Annotated in this window: 11 protein-coding genes and 1 pseudogene; 2 read left to right on the forward strand and 10 right to left on the reverse strand. The window is 31.0% G+C overall.

The annotated features are described in order from the left end of the window. Together Q0C58_RS03760 and Q0C58_RS03765 are read left to right on the forward strand one after the other, a co-directional pair. Positions 1-483: pseudogene (locus Q0C58_RS03760) on the forward strand (hemagglutinin protein); the annotation flags it as partial. A gap of 45 nt (positions 484-528) precedes the next feature. Continuing rightward, entirely contained in the window at positions 529-1,365 is an 837-nt protein-coding gene (locus Q0C58_RS03765; protein WP_290697712.1) for a T9SS type A sorting domain-containing protein, read from the forward strand. Between the two features lie 186 nt (positions 1,366-1,551). On the opposite strand, the gene Q0C58_RS03770 is transcribed toward Q0C58_RS03765, so the two are convergent. The 10 genes from Q0C58_RS03770 to Q0C58_RS03815 form a co-directional block, all read right to left on the reverse strand. After that, the gene (locus tag Q0C58_RS03770) at positions 1,552-2,826 is read right to left on the reverse strand and encodes an adenylosuccinate synthase (protein WP_290697715.1); all 1,275 of its coding nucleotides are present in this window, start codon (positions 2,824-2,826) and stop codon (positions 1,552-1,554) included. A gap of 5 nt (positions 2,827-2,831) precedes the next feature. Beyond that, entirely contained in the window at positions 2,832-3,290 is a 459-nt protein-coding gene (locus Q0C58_RS03775; protein ID WP_290697718.1) for a transcriptional repressor, read from the reverse strand. Positions 3,291-3,436: 146 nt separating this feature from the next. After that, the gene (locus tag Q0C58_RS03780) at positions 3,437-5,656 is read right to left on the reverse strand and encodes a RelA/SpoT family protein (RefSeq protein ID WP_290697721.1); all 2,220 of its coding nucleotides are present in this window, start codon (positions 5,654-5,656) and stop codon (positions 3,437-3,439) included. Between the two features lie 98 nt (positions 5,657-5,754). Beyond that, positions 5,755-6,738, reverse strand: a complete 984-nt coding sequence (locus Q0C58_RS03785) for a hypothetical protein (RefSeq protein ID WP_290697724.1) — start codon at positions 6,736-6,738, stop codon at positions 5,755-5,757. A gap of 43 nt (positions 6,739-6,781) precedes the next feature. Further along, positions 6,782-8,572 carry a DUF885 family protein gene (locus Q0C58_RS03790; RefSeq protein WP_290697727.1) on the reverse strand — a complete coding sequence of 597 codons (1,791 nt, stop codon included), beginning with the start codon at positions 8,570-8,572 and terminating at the stop codon, positions 6,782-6,784. Between the two features lie 105 nt (positions 8,573-8,677). After that, positions 8,678-9,913: a DEAD/DEAH box helicase gene (locus Q0C58_RS03795; RefSeq protein ID WP_290697730.1), complete on the reverse strand. Its 1,236-nt coding sequence runs from the start codon at positions 9,911-9,913 to the stop codon at positions 8,678-8,680. Positions 9,914-10,132: 219 nt separating this feature from the next. Further along, positions 10,133-11,143 carry a transglutaminase domain-containing protein gene (locus Q0C58_RS03800; RefSeq protein ID WP_290697733.1) on the reverse strand — a complete coding sequence of 337 codons (1,011 nt, stop codon included), beginning with the start codon at positions 11,141-11,143 and terminating at the stop codon, positions 10,133-10,135. Positions 11,144-11,154: 11 nt separating this feature from the next. After that, positions 11,155-11,691, reverse strand: coding sequence for a carboxypeptidase-like regulatory domain-containing protein (locus Q0C58_RS03805; protein WP_290697736.1), 537 nt, complete (start codon positions 11,689-11,691; stop codon positions 11,155-11,157). Positions 11,692-11,978: 287 nt separating this feature from the next. Then, entirely contained in the window at positions 11,979-14,237 is a 2,259-nt protein-coding gene (locus tag Q0C58_RS03810; protein ID WP_290697739.1) for an FUSC family membrane protein, read from the reverse strand. A 72-nt stretch (positions 14,238-14,309) separates the two neighbouring features. Next, a partial coding sequence (locus Q0C58_RS03815; protein WP_290697742.1) for a radical SAM protein occupies positions 14,310-16,115 on the reverse strand: 1,806 nt, incomplete at its 5' end.

Below are 16,115 nucleotides of genomic sequence, written 5' to 3' on the forward strand. Positions count from 1 at the left end.
GATTTATCATTTACGGTCTCGGCAAAAAATTATTTTGTAGCAGTAAAGCATAGAAACCACTTAGGGATTATGACTGCTAACACTATAGCATTATCTGATGCAGCTGCAACAGTAGATTTTACAGACGCAACAAACCAAATTACCTTTGGTACAAATGCGCAAACTACTTTTAGTGTTCCAAGTGGAGCAACAGCAATGTGGGCTGGAAATGCTAATAACGATACTGTAATTCAAGCTTTAGGAACGAACTCTGATAATCCTAGTGTTTTAACTGAAGTATTGTCTGATCCAGGTAATTTCTTTGGTTTCCCAACATTCGTTATTAATGGATATAACGATAAAGATTTGAATATGGATTCTCAAACGCAAGCTTTGGGATCTAATTCTGATAGACCACTTATACTTCAAAATACAGTAGCACACCCAGGGAATTTCTTTGGTTTTACTACTTTTGAAATTCAAGAACAATTACCAGAAAATTAATTATAGATATTTACTAAATACTCAACTACTATTAAATTTATTATTATGAATAAAATTACATTACCAAAGCTTATACTTTTATTATTTTGTTTTTTTTCAATGCAATTAAATGCACAAGACGGTTACAAGTATACATTGGTTTATAACGGAGGAGTAAGTTTTTCTGTTGGAGCAGTACCAAATGCTAGTACGAGTACATCTATACCTGTGCCTAATCAATATGCATTTACAATAACACTTCCAGACGGGATAACAGCAAGTATAACATCTTCATTGGGCAGTCCTACGGCTACTTTTTTTGATGGAAGCGCTTCTATTGTTGGAATGCCTCAAATTGATGGCTATGTTATAGCGGCAGATTTAACAGGTAGTGGAATTAACTTTCCAGCGCTTTCTGATGGAATCACTACTACTATTGTTACTTTCGATTTGAGTAGTATTACTAATGCTTCAGGTGGTTCACTTGAAATTGTAGACCTTGGGAATACTTTGTTAAATATACCAGGTTTAGGTTCAGCTTTTGTTCCTGCTTTATTAGTCGATTTAGATGATGGTCTTGGTATTGTTGATGTGCTTGATCCTACAGATAATGGCGTTACTGCTCCTTCTTCTTTTTTGCTTAATACATTAAGTACTCCAACTGTAGAGTTGGTTGGTGTTTCATTATATCCTAATCCAGCAACAGATGTTGTAAATATTAAAGGTTTAGAGAATAACTTAAAAAGTATTGAAGTTTATAATATTGCAGGACAAAAAGTAATTGCTACTACTAATAATAATTTAAAAACAATAAATATTAGTCAATTAGAAGCTGGAGTTTACTTTGTAAATCTATATACAGAAAATGCAAGTAAAACAATTAAATTAATTAAAAAGAAATAAGCTTTATATATTACATTTTAATTAAAGTATTAAAACCATTCAAAGTAATTTGAATGGTTTTTTTTATGTAATAGTGTGTCGTTTTTTATTCAAAGTCAAGTTGAAATAAGTAATGATTTTGCATAAAAAAAACCTATCCTCTTAATTCTAAGTTGATAGGTTTTATATGTAATAATATTTTAGAAATTAATCTCTAAAAATAGTCTGTTTTCTATCTGGTCCTACAGAAACAATTGTAATAGGAATTTCTAATTCTTTTTCAAGGAAATCTATATAATCATTTAATGCTTTTGGTAGTTGAGAATATTCAGTCATACCTGTTAAGTCTTCACTCCAACCTTTAAAATCGGTATAGATAGGTTCAACATTTTCTGGTTCGATGTTAAACGGTAAATGTTCTATAGTTTCACCTTTATATTTATAAGCAGTTGCTACTTTTAAGGTTTTAAAACCAGAAAGCACATCACTTTTCATCATCATTAATTTTGTCACACCATTAACACGACATGTGTATTTAAGTGCTACTAAATCTAACCAACCACAACGTCTTGCTCTACCAGTTACAGCGCCAAATTCTTGACCAACTCTAGCCATTTCTTCTCCATCGGCATCAAACAATTCTGTTGGAAAAGGACCAGAGCCAACACGAGTAGTGTAGGCTTTAAAAATACCAAAAACGTCTTTTATTTTGTTAGGTGCAATACCTAAACCAGTACATGCTCCAGCAGCAGTTGTGTTAGAAGAGGTTACAAATGGATAGGTTCCAAAATCAATATCTAAAAGAGAGCCTTGAGCGCCTTCTGCTAGAATCGTTTTACCATCTTTTAGCGCTTGGTGTAAATAAGCTTCACTATCTATAAATTGTAATTCTTTTAAACGTTCTACAGACTCGAAAAATTCAATTTCCATTTCTTCTAAATCATATTGCACATCTACATTATAGAAATCAATCATTGCTTCATGTTTGTTTGCTAAAGCTCTGTATTTTTCTTTCCAGTTTGGCATTTCTAAATCACCAACACGAATACCGTTTCTGCCAGTTTTATCCATATAAGTTGGACCAATACCTTTTAAAGTAGAACCAATTTTGGCTTTACCTTTAGAAGCTTCACTAGCAGCATCTAGTAAACGATGTGTTGGTAAAATTAAATGTGCTTTACGAGACACAATTAATTTAGCTTTATAATCAATATTAAACTGATCTAAACCTTCTAATTCTTTAATAAATACTACAGGATCGACAACTACGCCATTTCCAATAATATTCATAGATTGCTTATGGAAAATTCCAGAAGGAATTGTTCTCAATACGTGTTTTATACCATCGAATTTAAGTGTATGTCCAGCATTTGGACCACCTTGAAAACGTGCGATAATATTGTAATTTTTGGTTAAAACATCGACAATTTTTCCTTTGCCTTCGTCTCCCCATTGTAAACCTAGTAGTAAATCTACTGCCATAGTAGTTAATTGTTTTTAGTTGATTTTCGGTTACCGTAAAAATATAGTGAGTGGTTTGTAATTTCGATATCAAAAACCTCCTCAATTGTTTTTTTTATAGATTGAATTCTTGGATCGCAAAACTCGATAACTTCACCAGTATCTGTTAATATAACATGATCGTGTTGCTTATCGAAGTACGATTTTTCGTAGTGCGCCTGGTTTTTTCCAAATTGGTGTTTACGAACCAAACCACAGTCTAACAATAATTCTATAGTATTATAAAGAGTAGCACGACTAACGCGATACTTTTTGTTTTTCATTTTTAAATACAAAGATTCTATATCAAAATGCTCTTTATTGTTGTAGATTTCTTGAAGTATAGCGTAGCGTTCTGGTGTTTTTCTATGACCATTGCTTTCTAAAAAAACTGTAAAAACATTTTTTACTATCTCTTGATTTTTTGTATCTGTATTTGTGCTCATAATTTAAGTAGCAAATTTACATATTTTTTTGAGGTAATTCTATAATTTTGAACCTTAGAATAATGTGTTATCAAGCAGTTATTAACAAGAATTAATTTATAACATCAAACATAAGTATTAATCTTAATCTAATAGTTAAAATGGTATTAAACACGTGAAACCTTATCTATGCCATTAATTTTCTTCAAATTATCTATTAATTTTTTAAGTAAAGTTTTGTTTTTTACTTTCACATTTATTTTTCCAGAAAAGATACCATGATTACTTTGAAAGCTTATACTAGTCATGTTTACATGCATGTTTTCAGAAATTACCTTAGTAATATCATTTACTAATCCTAAATTATCGATTCCTGATAGGTTAATATTTGCTTGGTATTCTTGTTTAGAAGAATCAATCCATTTTGCAAGCATTATTCTGTAGGCATAATTAGATTGCATGCTTAGTGCGTTTGGGCAATTTTTTTTATGCACTTTTATACCGTCATTAATAGTTAAAAAACCAAATACATCATCTCCAGGAATTGGGTTGCAACATATTGCAAGCTTGTAATCTAGGGTTTCTTCTTCTTTACCAAAAACCAGCATATCGTAGTGATTGGTAACTTCCTCTTTAGCAAGCTCTTCTTTAGAAACCGAGTTTTTTCGATTCATTTTATTCTTAAAAAAACTAACTAAAGCGTTACTTCTGGAAGCAGCATAATCTTTTAGCATAGGATTACTTATTGTACCAATAGCAACACGGTAAAATAAATCTAAACTTGTTTTAAGTTTAAAATGATTAACCATTTCGTTAACCGATTTTTCGTTAAGCGAAATTTTAAGTTGCTTTAATTTTCTACGTAAAATTTCTTTACCATCTTCTGCAATTAGTTTTTCGTCCTCACGCAATAATGATTTTATTTTACCTCTTGCACGAGACGTTGTAGCATAATCTAGCCAGTTAGGATTAGGTTTTACATTTTCACTTGTTAGTATATCTACTTGGTCTCCACTATTAAGTTCATGACTTAAAGGCATTAGTTTACCATTTACTTTTGCACCTCGTGTTTTCATACCTACTTCTGTATGAATACTAAAAGCAAAATCTAAAGGTGTTGCACCTTTTGGTAAAGATTTTAATTCTCCTTTTGGTGTAAAAACAAAAATTTCTTTAGAGTAGAGGTTTAATTTAAACTGCTCTACAAAATCTACGGCATTTGTAGATGGATTTTCTAGAGCTTCTTGAAGTCTATTAATCCACATGTCGAGATTGTCTTCTTTATCGTCTTTGTTTTTGTATTTGTAGTGCGCTGCATAACCTTTCTCTGCAATCTCATTCATGCGCTCACTTCTAATTTGTACTTCTACCCAACGTCCTTTGGGACCCATTACGGTAATATGAAGCGCTTCATAACCTGTAGATTTTGAAGAAGAGATCCAATCTCGTAATCGTGTGGGATTTGGTATAAAATGGTCTGTTACTACAGAATAGATTTTCCAAGCTAGAAATTTTTCATTTTCTTTATCCGTTTTGTAGATTATTCTTACTGCAAATTTATCGTAAACTTCATCGTAAGTAACGCCTTGTTTTTCCATTTTTCGTTTTATAGAAAAAATAGATTTTGGACGCCCTTTAATTTCGTAGTTTAAATTCTCTTTATCTAAAGATGTTTTAATTACGCTGTTAAATTCTTGAATGTAAAGATCTTGTTCTTGTTTGCTTTCTTTTGTTTTAAGTAGAATATCGTTATAAACTTCGGGTTCTGTATATTTTAAACTTAAGTCTTCAAGTTCGGTTTTAACATTATAAAGTCCAATTCTATGCGCTAAAGGCGCATAAATATATAACGTTTCGCTAGCAATTTTAATTTGTTTGTCTGGACGCATAGCATCCATGGTTTGCATGTTGTGAAGTCTGTCGGCAATTTTAATAATAATCACACGAACATCATCATTAAGTGTGAGTAGCATTTTTCTAAAATTCTCTGCTTGAAGCGAGACATCCATGTCCTTCTCCTTACTTAGAGATGATATTTTTGTTAAACCATCTACAATTCTAGCAACGGTTTCTCCAAATAAGCCTTCGATGTCATTTACTGTATAATCGTCACTATCTTCTACAACATCGTGAAGTAAAGCCGCAGCAATAGAAGTGGCATCTAAGCCAATTTCTGAAGCTACAATACGAGCCACAGCAATTGGATGAAAAATATAAGCTTCTCCACTTTTTCTGCGTTGCGTTTTATGTGCATCTACAGCAACTTCAAAGGCTTTACGAATTAGTTTCTTATCGTCTGTAGAGAGCAATGTATAACTAACCTTTAAAAGATTTTTATAGGCTTTAGCAATTGCAGCATTTTCATTTTCAATTTCTACTTCTGTCATAAGAATTAAAAGTAAGAATTAAATATGAATGCGCAAGCGGTTTCTTTTTATTTTTTGTATGAAGAAATAATAGCTAATAAAATAAGATGATATCGATTTTATTCTTCCTTGTAAACTTCTAAATTTAAACCCAATCCGTAATTGTTTAATCCCACTTTTAATAGGTTAGATTTGGCCACGTTTTGTTTGTCGAAAAGTGTCCATTGTCCATTGTTTAAAAAAATACGCCTTACAAAGGTTCTTTTTTCTGGAATTTGATCTGTAAAAGGTAAGAGCGGTCTAAACGTAGTCGATACTTTTACTATACCACGTTTTGTTTTAATTTCTTGGTATTTTTTATTGGGTAATAATTTTCCATTAGCATCTGTGTAGCCTAATACTTGAAGAGAAATAAATAAGCCGTTTTTAGGCATGTAGATATCATACTCTGTGACATCGAATTCTAAAATTTTCTCATTTTTTTCATTTGCAATAAAAACTACATTTTCATATGTTAATACATCACCAGGTAATCCATTATTGTTTTTGTAAAAATTAACCTTAAATAAGGTTGAAAATGGTCTTTTTTTAGAGGTCTTTCTTTTACGCTTGTCCCAATCTTTAGCTTCAACTTTTATTGGTATTTGCAAACTAGAGAGACGTTGTGTTTTGGTTGAGCTATTAGGAAAATAAACAGCAATTTCACTCTCTATAGTTGGTAGCCAACATTTGTAATAATCTTCGTGAACGGTTGGTTTTATTTTCTCAATTTTAAATTTGCCTTTTGGCTTGCTTAAAAAAACTTCGTCAAGCGTGTTTATACTTGAATTCATTACTATTGTTTTAGGTAAATTTAGAGTCGCCAATTTTAAATCCTTAAAACCAATGGCAGAAATAAACAACGAATCTATATCCTTGTATAATTTTTTTGTGAAGAAAAATTGTCCAGCATCGTCTGCAAATAAACCATTACCATTACCAAAAGAAATGGTAGCGTAGGATACAGGTTCTTCTTCAGTTTCGGAAACAATAGTTGTATTTTGCGCTTTTGTAATAAAAGAACAAAAACAAAATAGAACGAGGTATAAGTATTTTAATTTCAAAATGAATGTTTTGTATTAAAAATCAAAAAGTATTCCAAAGCTATTATTTTGAAGCTTCTACCCAATTATCAATTTTAGTTTCTAGTAAAGCTAATGGCACACAACCAGTTTCTAATACTTGATTATGAAACTTAGCAATATCAAATTTATCACCCAACTCTTTTTCTGCTTTCGCTCTTAATTCTCTAATTTTAAGTTGACCAATTTTGTAAGATAGCGCTTGACCAGGATTTGCCATATAACGTTCTATTTCTGAAATAATTCCTGCTTCGCTTTCTGCTTCGTGATCTAAAGAATATTGAATGGCTTGTTCGCGCGTCCAACCTTTAGCATGCATTCCAGTATCCACTACTAAACGGATTGCACGATGCATTTCCATACCTAACATACCAAAATACTGGTAAGGATCTGTGTATAAACCAAGTTCTTTACCTAGAGATTCGCAATACAAAGCCCAACCTTCTCCATAAGCACTATACCATAATGTTTTACGAAATTTTGGTAAATCTGTATCTTCTTGTTGTAATGATATTTGGTAATGGTGTCCAGGAATAGCTTCGTGTAAAAATAAAGCTTCGTCACTAAACACATTGTATTTAGTTGCATCTGGAATTGGTGTATAAAAAATACCAGGTCGTGTACCATCTAAAGATCCAGGATTATATTCTGCACTTGCAGAGGCTTCTCTAAATTTTTCGGTTTGTCTCACTTCAAAAGTAGTCTTAGGTTTTACATCGAACAGTTTTTCAATTTGCGGTTTCATAGTTTCATGAATAGCATTGAAGTTGTCGATAATTTCTTTTGGTGTTTTATAAGGTGTTAATTCCGTATTGTTTCTAACATAATCGAAAAACGAAATTATATCACCTTTATAACCTACTTGCGTTTTTACTTTTTCCATTTCTGTAAGAATGCGCTTTACCTCACTTAAACCAAGATTATGAATTTGGTCTGCAGTCATTTCAGTAGTGGTGTAGAGCTTAATCTGGTGGTTGTAGTATGCCTTACCATTTGGTGTATCGCTAATACCACTAGTTGTTCTTCCAGCTTTTAAATAATCACCATTCATGTAATTATAAAGACTAGTATAAGCTGGTTTTACTTTGTTCTCAATCATGTTTGAGTACGCTTCTGTTATTTGCTTTTTGTCTTCTGCTGAAAAACTGTTGGGTAAACTTAGTATTGGTTGGTAGAATAAATGCGCCTTTAGTGGTGTTTTTATAATGGTCTCTAATTGTGGTGTTACCTTTGTAATTAAACTTTTTGGTAATACATGTTTAGCTGTAACACCTGCCTTCATTTTAGCTTCTGCACTTGCTACCCATTCTAAATATTGATCCACACGCACTAGCCAATTATTGTAGTCTTCAACAGTTTTAAAAGGTTGAGAACTTTTACCACTTGCTAACTGCCCAATAGTTAGTTGCTGTGTCCACATTTGGTTGATAGGTGTAAAGTCTTCGTTAAAATTGAAACGCTCTAGGTTAATATTACAGTCCCAAATTAAAATATCACGACTTAATTGTTGTGTTTTATTTAATTGGTTGTTAGTGTAAGATTCTGCTTTAGATTTAAAGTCTTGGTAATAGGCTTTCAATTTATTAGAAAAGTCGTATGAAAGCGTATTTGGTAGTAAATTATTATATCTATTATCACCTGCAGAAGTAGCAGTCAATGGATTTAGCTTTAAGCCTTCTTCATAAAAATTGTTTAGCATAGAGCTAAATTCTATGTTTTTTTCTGAAGTTACTTCAGTACTTGTTTCTGTAGTTTTGTCGTTTTTACACGAAACAAATAATGTGATTATGCAGATAATAGTTAAGTAGTGTTTCATTTATATTTTATTTAAAATATTTTATATGTTATAGATAAAATACTAAAATACAGATTTATCACTACATGTAATAACTTTTTAGTTTCTTGTTTAAATTGAGATTTATTAATACCAACGTTTTTTCTTCTTTTTTGAAGCTTCACTTTTACGCCCTTTTCTGTGTTTAGAACCTTGTTTTTTATGTACTGCTGGTTTTGCTTTTGGATCTAAAGGATATGGATGGTCTTCTACAACGTCTAGTTGTAAGTTAATAAGTTGTTGTATGCTTTTTACATATTCTTTTTCGTCTGCAGAGCAAAAGGAGTAGGCTGTTCCAGTATTTCCTGCTCTTGCGGTTCTACCAATTCTGTGTACGTAGGTTTCTGGTACGTTTGGCATATCGAAATTTACTACAGCATCTACATCGTCAACATCAATACCACGAGCTGCAACGTCTGTTGCAATTAAAATATCTACTTTATTTTTTTTAAAATTATTTAAAGCTTCTTGTCTTAAAGTTTGGCTTTTGTCACCATGTATACTATCTGCCTTATAATTATTTTTAAGTAGTGTTTGTTCCAATTTATCGACACCATATTTTGTGCGTCTAAAAATAATAATGCGACCTTGTATTGTGTTACGAAGTAAATGCAAGCACAATTCTATTTTCTGTGGTTTTGGCACAAAATACAATGCTTGATTAACATTTTTAGAGGTTGAAGAGTTCTGCGAAACTTCAACACGTCTTGGGTTATCTAAAATAGTTTCAGCTAATTGCTCAACTTTATAAGGCATTGTTGCCGAGAATAGAAGTGTCTGTTTTTTTTCAGGACAGAGTCTTTCAACTTTCTTTACATCATCTATAAAACCCATATCGAGCATTAAATCTGCTTCGTCTAAAACTAGAGTTTCAACGTAATCAAGGTTTACAAAATCCTGCTTGTGTAAATCTAGTAATCGTCCTGGTGTTGCAATTAAAATATCGATACCTTTTTTTAAAATCTCTTTTTGTGGTTCTATAGAAGCTCCACCAAAAATAACTGTAGATTTTAAATTGGTATGCGTAGCATACTCTTGAAAGTTTTCCTGAATCTGTATCGCTAACTCACGCGTAGGACTAATAATTAAAGCACGAATTTTTTTTTGATTCTTTGCAGATTCTTGTTTGTCGTACAATAATTGTAAAATAGGCAACGCAAAAGCAGCTGTTTTTCCTGTTCCAGTTTGTGCAGAAGCAATGACATCTTTTTTATCTAAAACTAACGGAATAGTGCGTTCTTGAACTAGTGTTGGGTTATCGTAACCTTTTTCGGCTATAGCACGAAGTATTGGTCTGTTAAGTTTTAGGTCTTTAAATGACATGTAAAAAATGTTTGCTGCAAAGGTAGTTTTTTTGCTAAGCTTTTTATTTTATTTGAAAACTATTATGAGTATTGTTAATTCGAGTGAATTTTACCATTGTAATGAGGGAAATTAGTATCGAGAATAAGGCGTTAATTTAAAAATAGTTCTCGATACAATTTTTCGTGCCTCAAAATCACTCGAATTGACGCTGTTTATTATATTAAAAAGTAGTGTAATTTAACTTTTCGTAACTTCTATTGTATAGGTCGCTACAATATCATTATTAATTTTTAAGTGTACATCGTAAAAGCCTTTTCGGTTAAATTGATGTTTAAAAGAGGTTATGCTGTTTTCAGTTTTAAGATCGTAAATTTTAAAAGCATGTTCATTATTTCCAATAAATTTAACCAAAGACACTTTATCATTACTGTTGCTTTCTAAATTTTTAAAACTGAAGGTGATACATTCTTCTTTGTTAATAGTAACATTCATTTTATTTGGACTTATTGGTGCTATTCTATTTTTAAATGTATCACCATAAACTAGAGGAGCGGTTGTAAATCCTGATGCTGTAGAGGTATTATTTAGCAACCATTCTTTTTGCAAAGGATAATGGTTTTTTGCAAATAGTGTTGGTTCTGTTAAAAAATAACCATCATTATAATCGTTTAAAAAAAGAGTTTCAGATATCATATAACCGCTAGACCAAGTAGCATCACATAAATACCATTTGTTATTTAGTTTTACTGCATTCCAAGAATGATTAGCCTTTTCAAGAGTATCAACATTAGAGGAAACAGAGCGACCATAACCATCTACTATTTTACACTCTATATTAGCAAAAAAGCAAAGCTCTTTTATTAAAAAGGCGTAACCAGTGCACATGGTTTTTTTATCTTCAAATAAATTCTTGTAAATGGTTTTTTTATATTTTGTATTCCATTTTACATAGCGAAGGCTGTCGTTTTTTAACTTGCTACGCTTTCTACTTACTTTATTATGCAGGTAAGAATCGCCTTTAATATTATTACAAACCCAAGTGTAAATAGCTCTAAATTTTTCAGCTTCAGTAGTAAATTTAAACGTGAGTCTATGCGCAAGTAATTGTAAATTATTTAAATCACTTCCTTTATATAATTTTGCAACATTATCTGCTTCAGTAAAATCTATAGATTTAAAGTCTGAAATTTGCCCAACCGAAACATTAAAAACAAAAACGCTAAATAAAAGAAGTGTGTATTTTATCATGATATTAGAGGTTATTTACTTCTTTTAGATTTGTAAATTTTTTTTGAAGCAATTCTTCCCATTAGGAATACACTATCATTTTTCATACTAACATTTAATGCTATTGTAGCTGTAGTGTTTTTATTTTCGATAATTATTTTTTGAGAATCCATACCAACATATGTAAAGATTAAAACATCTCCTTTTTTAAGTTTCTGTGGAAATTCAAAATTGCCATCAAAATCTGTTGTAGTTCCAATTTCTGTTCCTTGTAACATTACATTTACACCAGGTAAAGGCAAATGTTGTTCTGTAACTGTTCCTCTTACAACTAAATCTTTTTGTTGCTCAGATACAGACGTCTTTGTTATATCTATTTTTCCTTGTGCATAAGCTGTTGTTACAGAAAATAATGATAAGCAAGCTAAACCTATTCCAGCTGCAAGATTCCGCATACTAGTTTGTTGAGATATTTGGTTTAATGTATTTAGTTGATGACCTTTAAATCTACCACAAGTATTTTCTGTATTATTAGTACTAAAATAGGCTGTAATCTCTTCTGCATTCATTTTTGTAAAATCGATAACCTCCTATTTGCAAGAGCCGCAAAAACCACCACCTTGAGTGGATGCAAACGTATTGTAGTTTTCTTGACAAGGTGTTTTAATGTTTAAACTAAATTGATTTTTCATGGTACTAGTTTTATATGTTAATATACATCAAACATATACTTAATGGTAGTACTATAAAATGAGGAATTAGTAAACACGACGTTTGAGTGAGTGAAACGCTACTTTTAATGAGTCTGTAAAACTATACAGTTTTAAATTTTAAGGCTTATTAATTTATATTCAAGTTAATTAAAAACCGATTTATACTTTACAATAGCAGTAGTTAAATTTGCAGATAAAGATTTTAGCCATAATAATTGATTGCTAATTAAATGTGCTTCTTGTAAGTTTAATAACGTTTTATTATCAATTTCGATTTGTCCTGCTTTAATTGCTAAATCTCGTTTTTGAGATAAATTATCGTAACGTTTTTGAAGTTTTTTATGCGCTTGATTAATGACTTTGTCTTCTAATAAAATTTTAGATTTTGTATTATCTAGTTTAGAAGCAGTATGTTTTAAAGCTTCAGAAATACTATTTGTTATGGTATTAAATTCTTCAGAAGGAGTGGATGTTTTATTATTTAAAATATAGGTTCCAATAGATGCTATTGCAGATAAAATAGTATGGTTTAATGTTACCATATTGTATATTAAAGCAGCTTCTTTTTGTTTCGATTTTGGATCTTGTGTTAACCTTTGAAACGCAGCATTTAAATTACTCATTGCTAAAAAAGCTTCTTTTCTATAAAGCTTGTATTCTAAATTATTAGCCTCTTTATCATGGTATAAATTTTTTGTTGCATTTAAATAATTTGTGTTAGAAGAGATTACATTTACTATAACAGTATCTAGGTTTTTGTATTCCCAACTAGGAAATAGCAAGTAATTAGACGCAAGAGCAATTGTAGCACCAATTAAAGTATCTATAACACGATATTGAATAACAGAAAAAGCATTAGGCTCTATTAAAGCATATACAAAAACAATATGTATGGTAATAAAAGCAGCACCTATTTTATAGCTTTGTTGTATTAATGAAAAAGCAAAAGTTAAAGACAATACAGCTAATACCATATAAACAGTTGTGCTTTTTGTAACTAATATAATGGCTGTTGCAATTAGTGCTCCAATTATAGTTCCTATAATTCGGTTTTTAGAGCGTTCTTTTGTTAAGCCATAATTTGGTCGCATGATCACTATTATGGTTAATAAAATCCAATACGCGTTTTTTAAGTCTAATAAACTACCTAAAATAAAACCTAATAGTATTGCAATAGCAATTCTTAAAGCATGTCTAAGCATTGGTGATTTTAAACTAAAATGTTGGATTAATATATTAAACCTGTAATCTTGAGAGGTTAAAAACTGTTTAGAATCTTTGGTTTTTAATGAAACTTTAGAGTTGCTTTTTACGCGACTTAAAACACGTCTAATTGTTTTTACTTCTCGTAATAATTGCTTTTGGTAACTTTGAAGATTTCTAAGTGTAATTGCACCTTCACGTGCTTTTGGCAATGTTATTTCGCTTACGTAATTTAGTATTGTAGTTTCTGTTTTTTTAAATATTTTATTTAATAACTTAATTTCTGGAAGCGTTCCTTTTTTTATTAATAATTCAGATAGATTAATAAGATGGTTTCCCATCTCTTTGTTCATTTTTTTAAATGTTTCTAAATGCTTTTTCTCTAACCCAAATAAGGTGTCTATTTTAGAGTAGTTTAAAGTGTTTGCTAAAGCTAATTCAAAAATATCTATTAAAGAGATAAAGATTAGTAATCGTCTTTCGTTAGAGTATGATCTTCCAGAACGTTTTCTACCTTCTAAAAGCAATTCTCTTAACGTTTCATGTTTCTCACTTATTTGTGTTTGTATTACAAGTGCTTTTTCAGTTAATTGAACTCGTTTACTAGGTTTGGTTAATAGTTTTGCTCTAATTTTTAGATACTTTCCTGTAAGTTGTAAAGTGTCAGACAATAATTGGTCGTCGTCTTTTCTTGGGAAAATCCAATTAGATAATAAAGAGAATAGTAGGTACCATAAACCACCAAGACTTATTAATCCAATGTGTAATACAATAGCTGTTATATCTGGTTTTTCGACTGCTAAACCTAACACAATAGCTAATAATCCAGAAAATGAAATTAACGATGCTCTAAACCCAAAAACCGAAATTAAACTAATACAAAAACTAAGTACTGCAATTGCAATAACTAGTACAATAAAAACAGGTTTAGTTATTAATATTATAAACGTCACTAAAGTAGTTAATGCGATACTAATTAGTATCCCATTAATTTTACGTCTTAAGCTTCCAGGCACATCACTTGGTGCATTTAAAAATGTACCTAAAGCTATAGCTGGCGCAAACTGAAATAAGTCTAAACTATTAAAAAGTATTAAAGGTAATACAATAGCAAAAGTAAGTACAACACCTCTGTAAAAGCTTGAGCCTTTAAAGAATAACTCTATATTTTTTAGATGTGTTTTTAACTTTTTTTGCATGGTTAAACAAAGGTAAGTGAATTGCTTTTAGTACGTTTTTAAGCACGTTAATTAATAATTATTAGTATGTTATTAAAGTATTAATAAACCAAAAGCTCTAAGCTTAAGTATGGATTTTGAAAACCAGAATAATTCAAAATCTTCAAATTGTGTTTCAAAGTCCTTTTTTAATGCTGAAAAAGAAAGCGCCTTACCATTTACTGGCTTTAAATTTTCAAGCATATTAAGTAGCCATTCACCTTCGGGTTTATTTACGGTAATTTGAAGTCTTTCGGTTTTATCATGAAACGTTAAGTCTAATAATTCGTTTGTAAATCCTTTTTTAGTTTTTGTGCGTTCTTGAACTAATGGAAGGTGACCTAACCAAACAATTTTTGCAGTTGGTTTTGTACTTAATGTGGTTTCGGTATTAAGAGAATCTTCAATATAATATGGTGTAATTGTGGTTTGTGGTATATCGAAATCAAACCATTCTTGTAAATCCATGTCAAAACCAATACCATGCATAAAATTGAATAGCGATTTTTTTAAACCATAGCTAAATTGATTATGATCAATACCAGTACTGTCTGTAAAATCTATATCGTTATTTGCAAAAGAAATACTTTTGTAATTTGGTGTAATACCATAATCTGAAGGATTTAAACCAATAGGACTATGAGCTGTTAATGCAAATTGGTGCCAGAAACCAGATTGAATAATACCAAGTTCAAACAATTGTCTAACCATTTCTAAGCTATCAACGGTTTCTTGTACAGTTTGTGTTGGGTAGCCATACATTAAATAGGAGTGAACCATAATGTTAGCTTGCGTAAAATTACGTGTTACTTGTGCCACTTGTTCTACGGTTACACCTTTATCAATAAGCTTTAATAAACGATCTGAAGCCACTTCTAATCCACCAGAAACAGCAATGCAACCAGATGCTTTTAGTAAATAACATAAGTCTTGTGTAAAGTTTTTTTCGAATCTAATGTTGGTCCACCAAGTAACGGTTAACTGTCGTTTTATAATTTCTAAAGCCAGTGCTTTCATTAAAGCAGGAGGAGCAGCTTCATCTACAAAATGAAATCCGTTTTCGCCAGTTTGGGCAATTAATTGTTCCATTCTATCCACTAAAAGCGAAGCAGCAATAGGCTCGTAAATTTTAATATAATCTAAAGAGATATCACAAAAGGTACATTTTCCCCAATAACAACCATGCGCCATTGTAAGTTTATTCCATCTGCCATCACTCCATAAGCTGTGCATTGGATTTGCAATTTCTATAACCGAAATATATTGGTCTAATAACAAATTTGAATAATCTGGTGTGCCAACGTCTAGTTGTTTGTAGTCTGGTTTTGTAGTGTTGTTTTTATAAACAACGTTGTTGTTTTCAAGAACAAAAGTGCGTTTAAATTGGTTTTTTAAGATGCCTTCGCTCTGCTTTGAATGACATACGTTTTCAAAAAGTAACTCTATTGGTAACTCACCATCGTCTAGTGTAATAAAATCGAAAAAATCAAAAACACGTGTATCTGTTACAGAACGTAATTCGGTATTAGGAAAACCACCTCCAATGGCAATTTTAGTTTCTGGATAATTAGCTTTTATAAATTGTGCACATCTAAAAGCGCTATATAAGTTACCAGGAAAAGGTACCGAAAAACAAACCAGTTTTGGTTGTACAGTTTTCAATCTTTTGTCTAAAATTGTAAGTGTAATATCGTCTATAAATGTTGGTGTGTTCAGAAGGCTTTTATATAACTCATCAAAAGCATTTGCACTTTGACCTAAACGTTCTGCATAACGGCTAAACCCAAAATTAGGATCGATGCATTCTATAATAAAATCTGATAAATCTTCAAGATACAAGGTTGCTAAATGCTTAGCTTT

The organism is Lacinutrix sp., assembly GCF_023299985.1.
Classification (GTDB): Bacteria; Bacteroidota; Bacteroidia; order Flavobacteriales; family Flavobacteriaceae; genus Lacinutrix.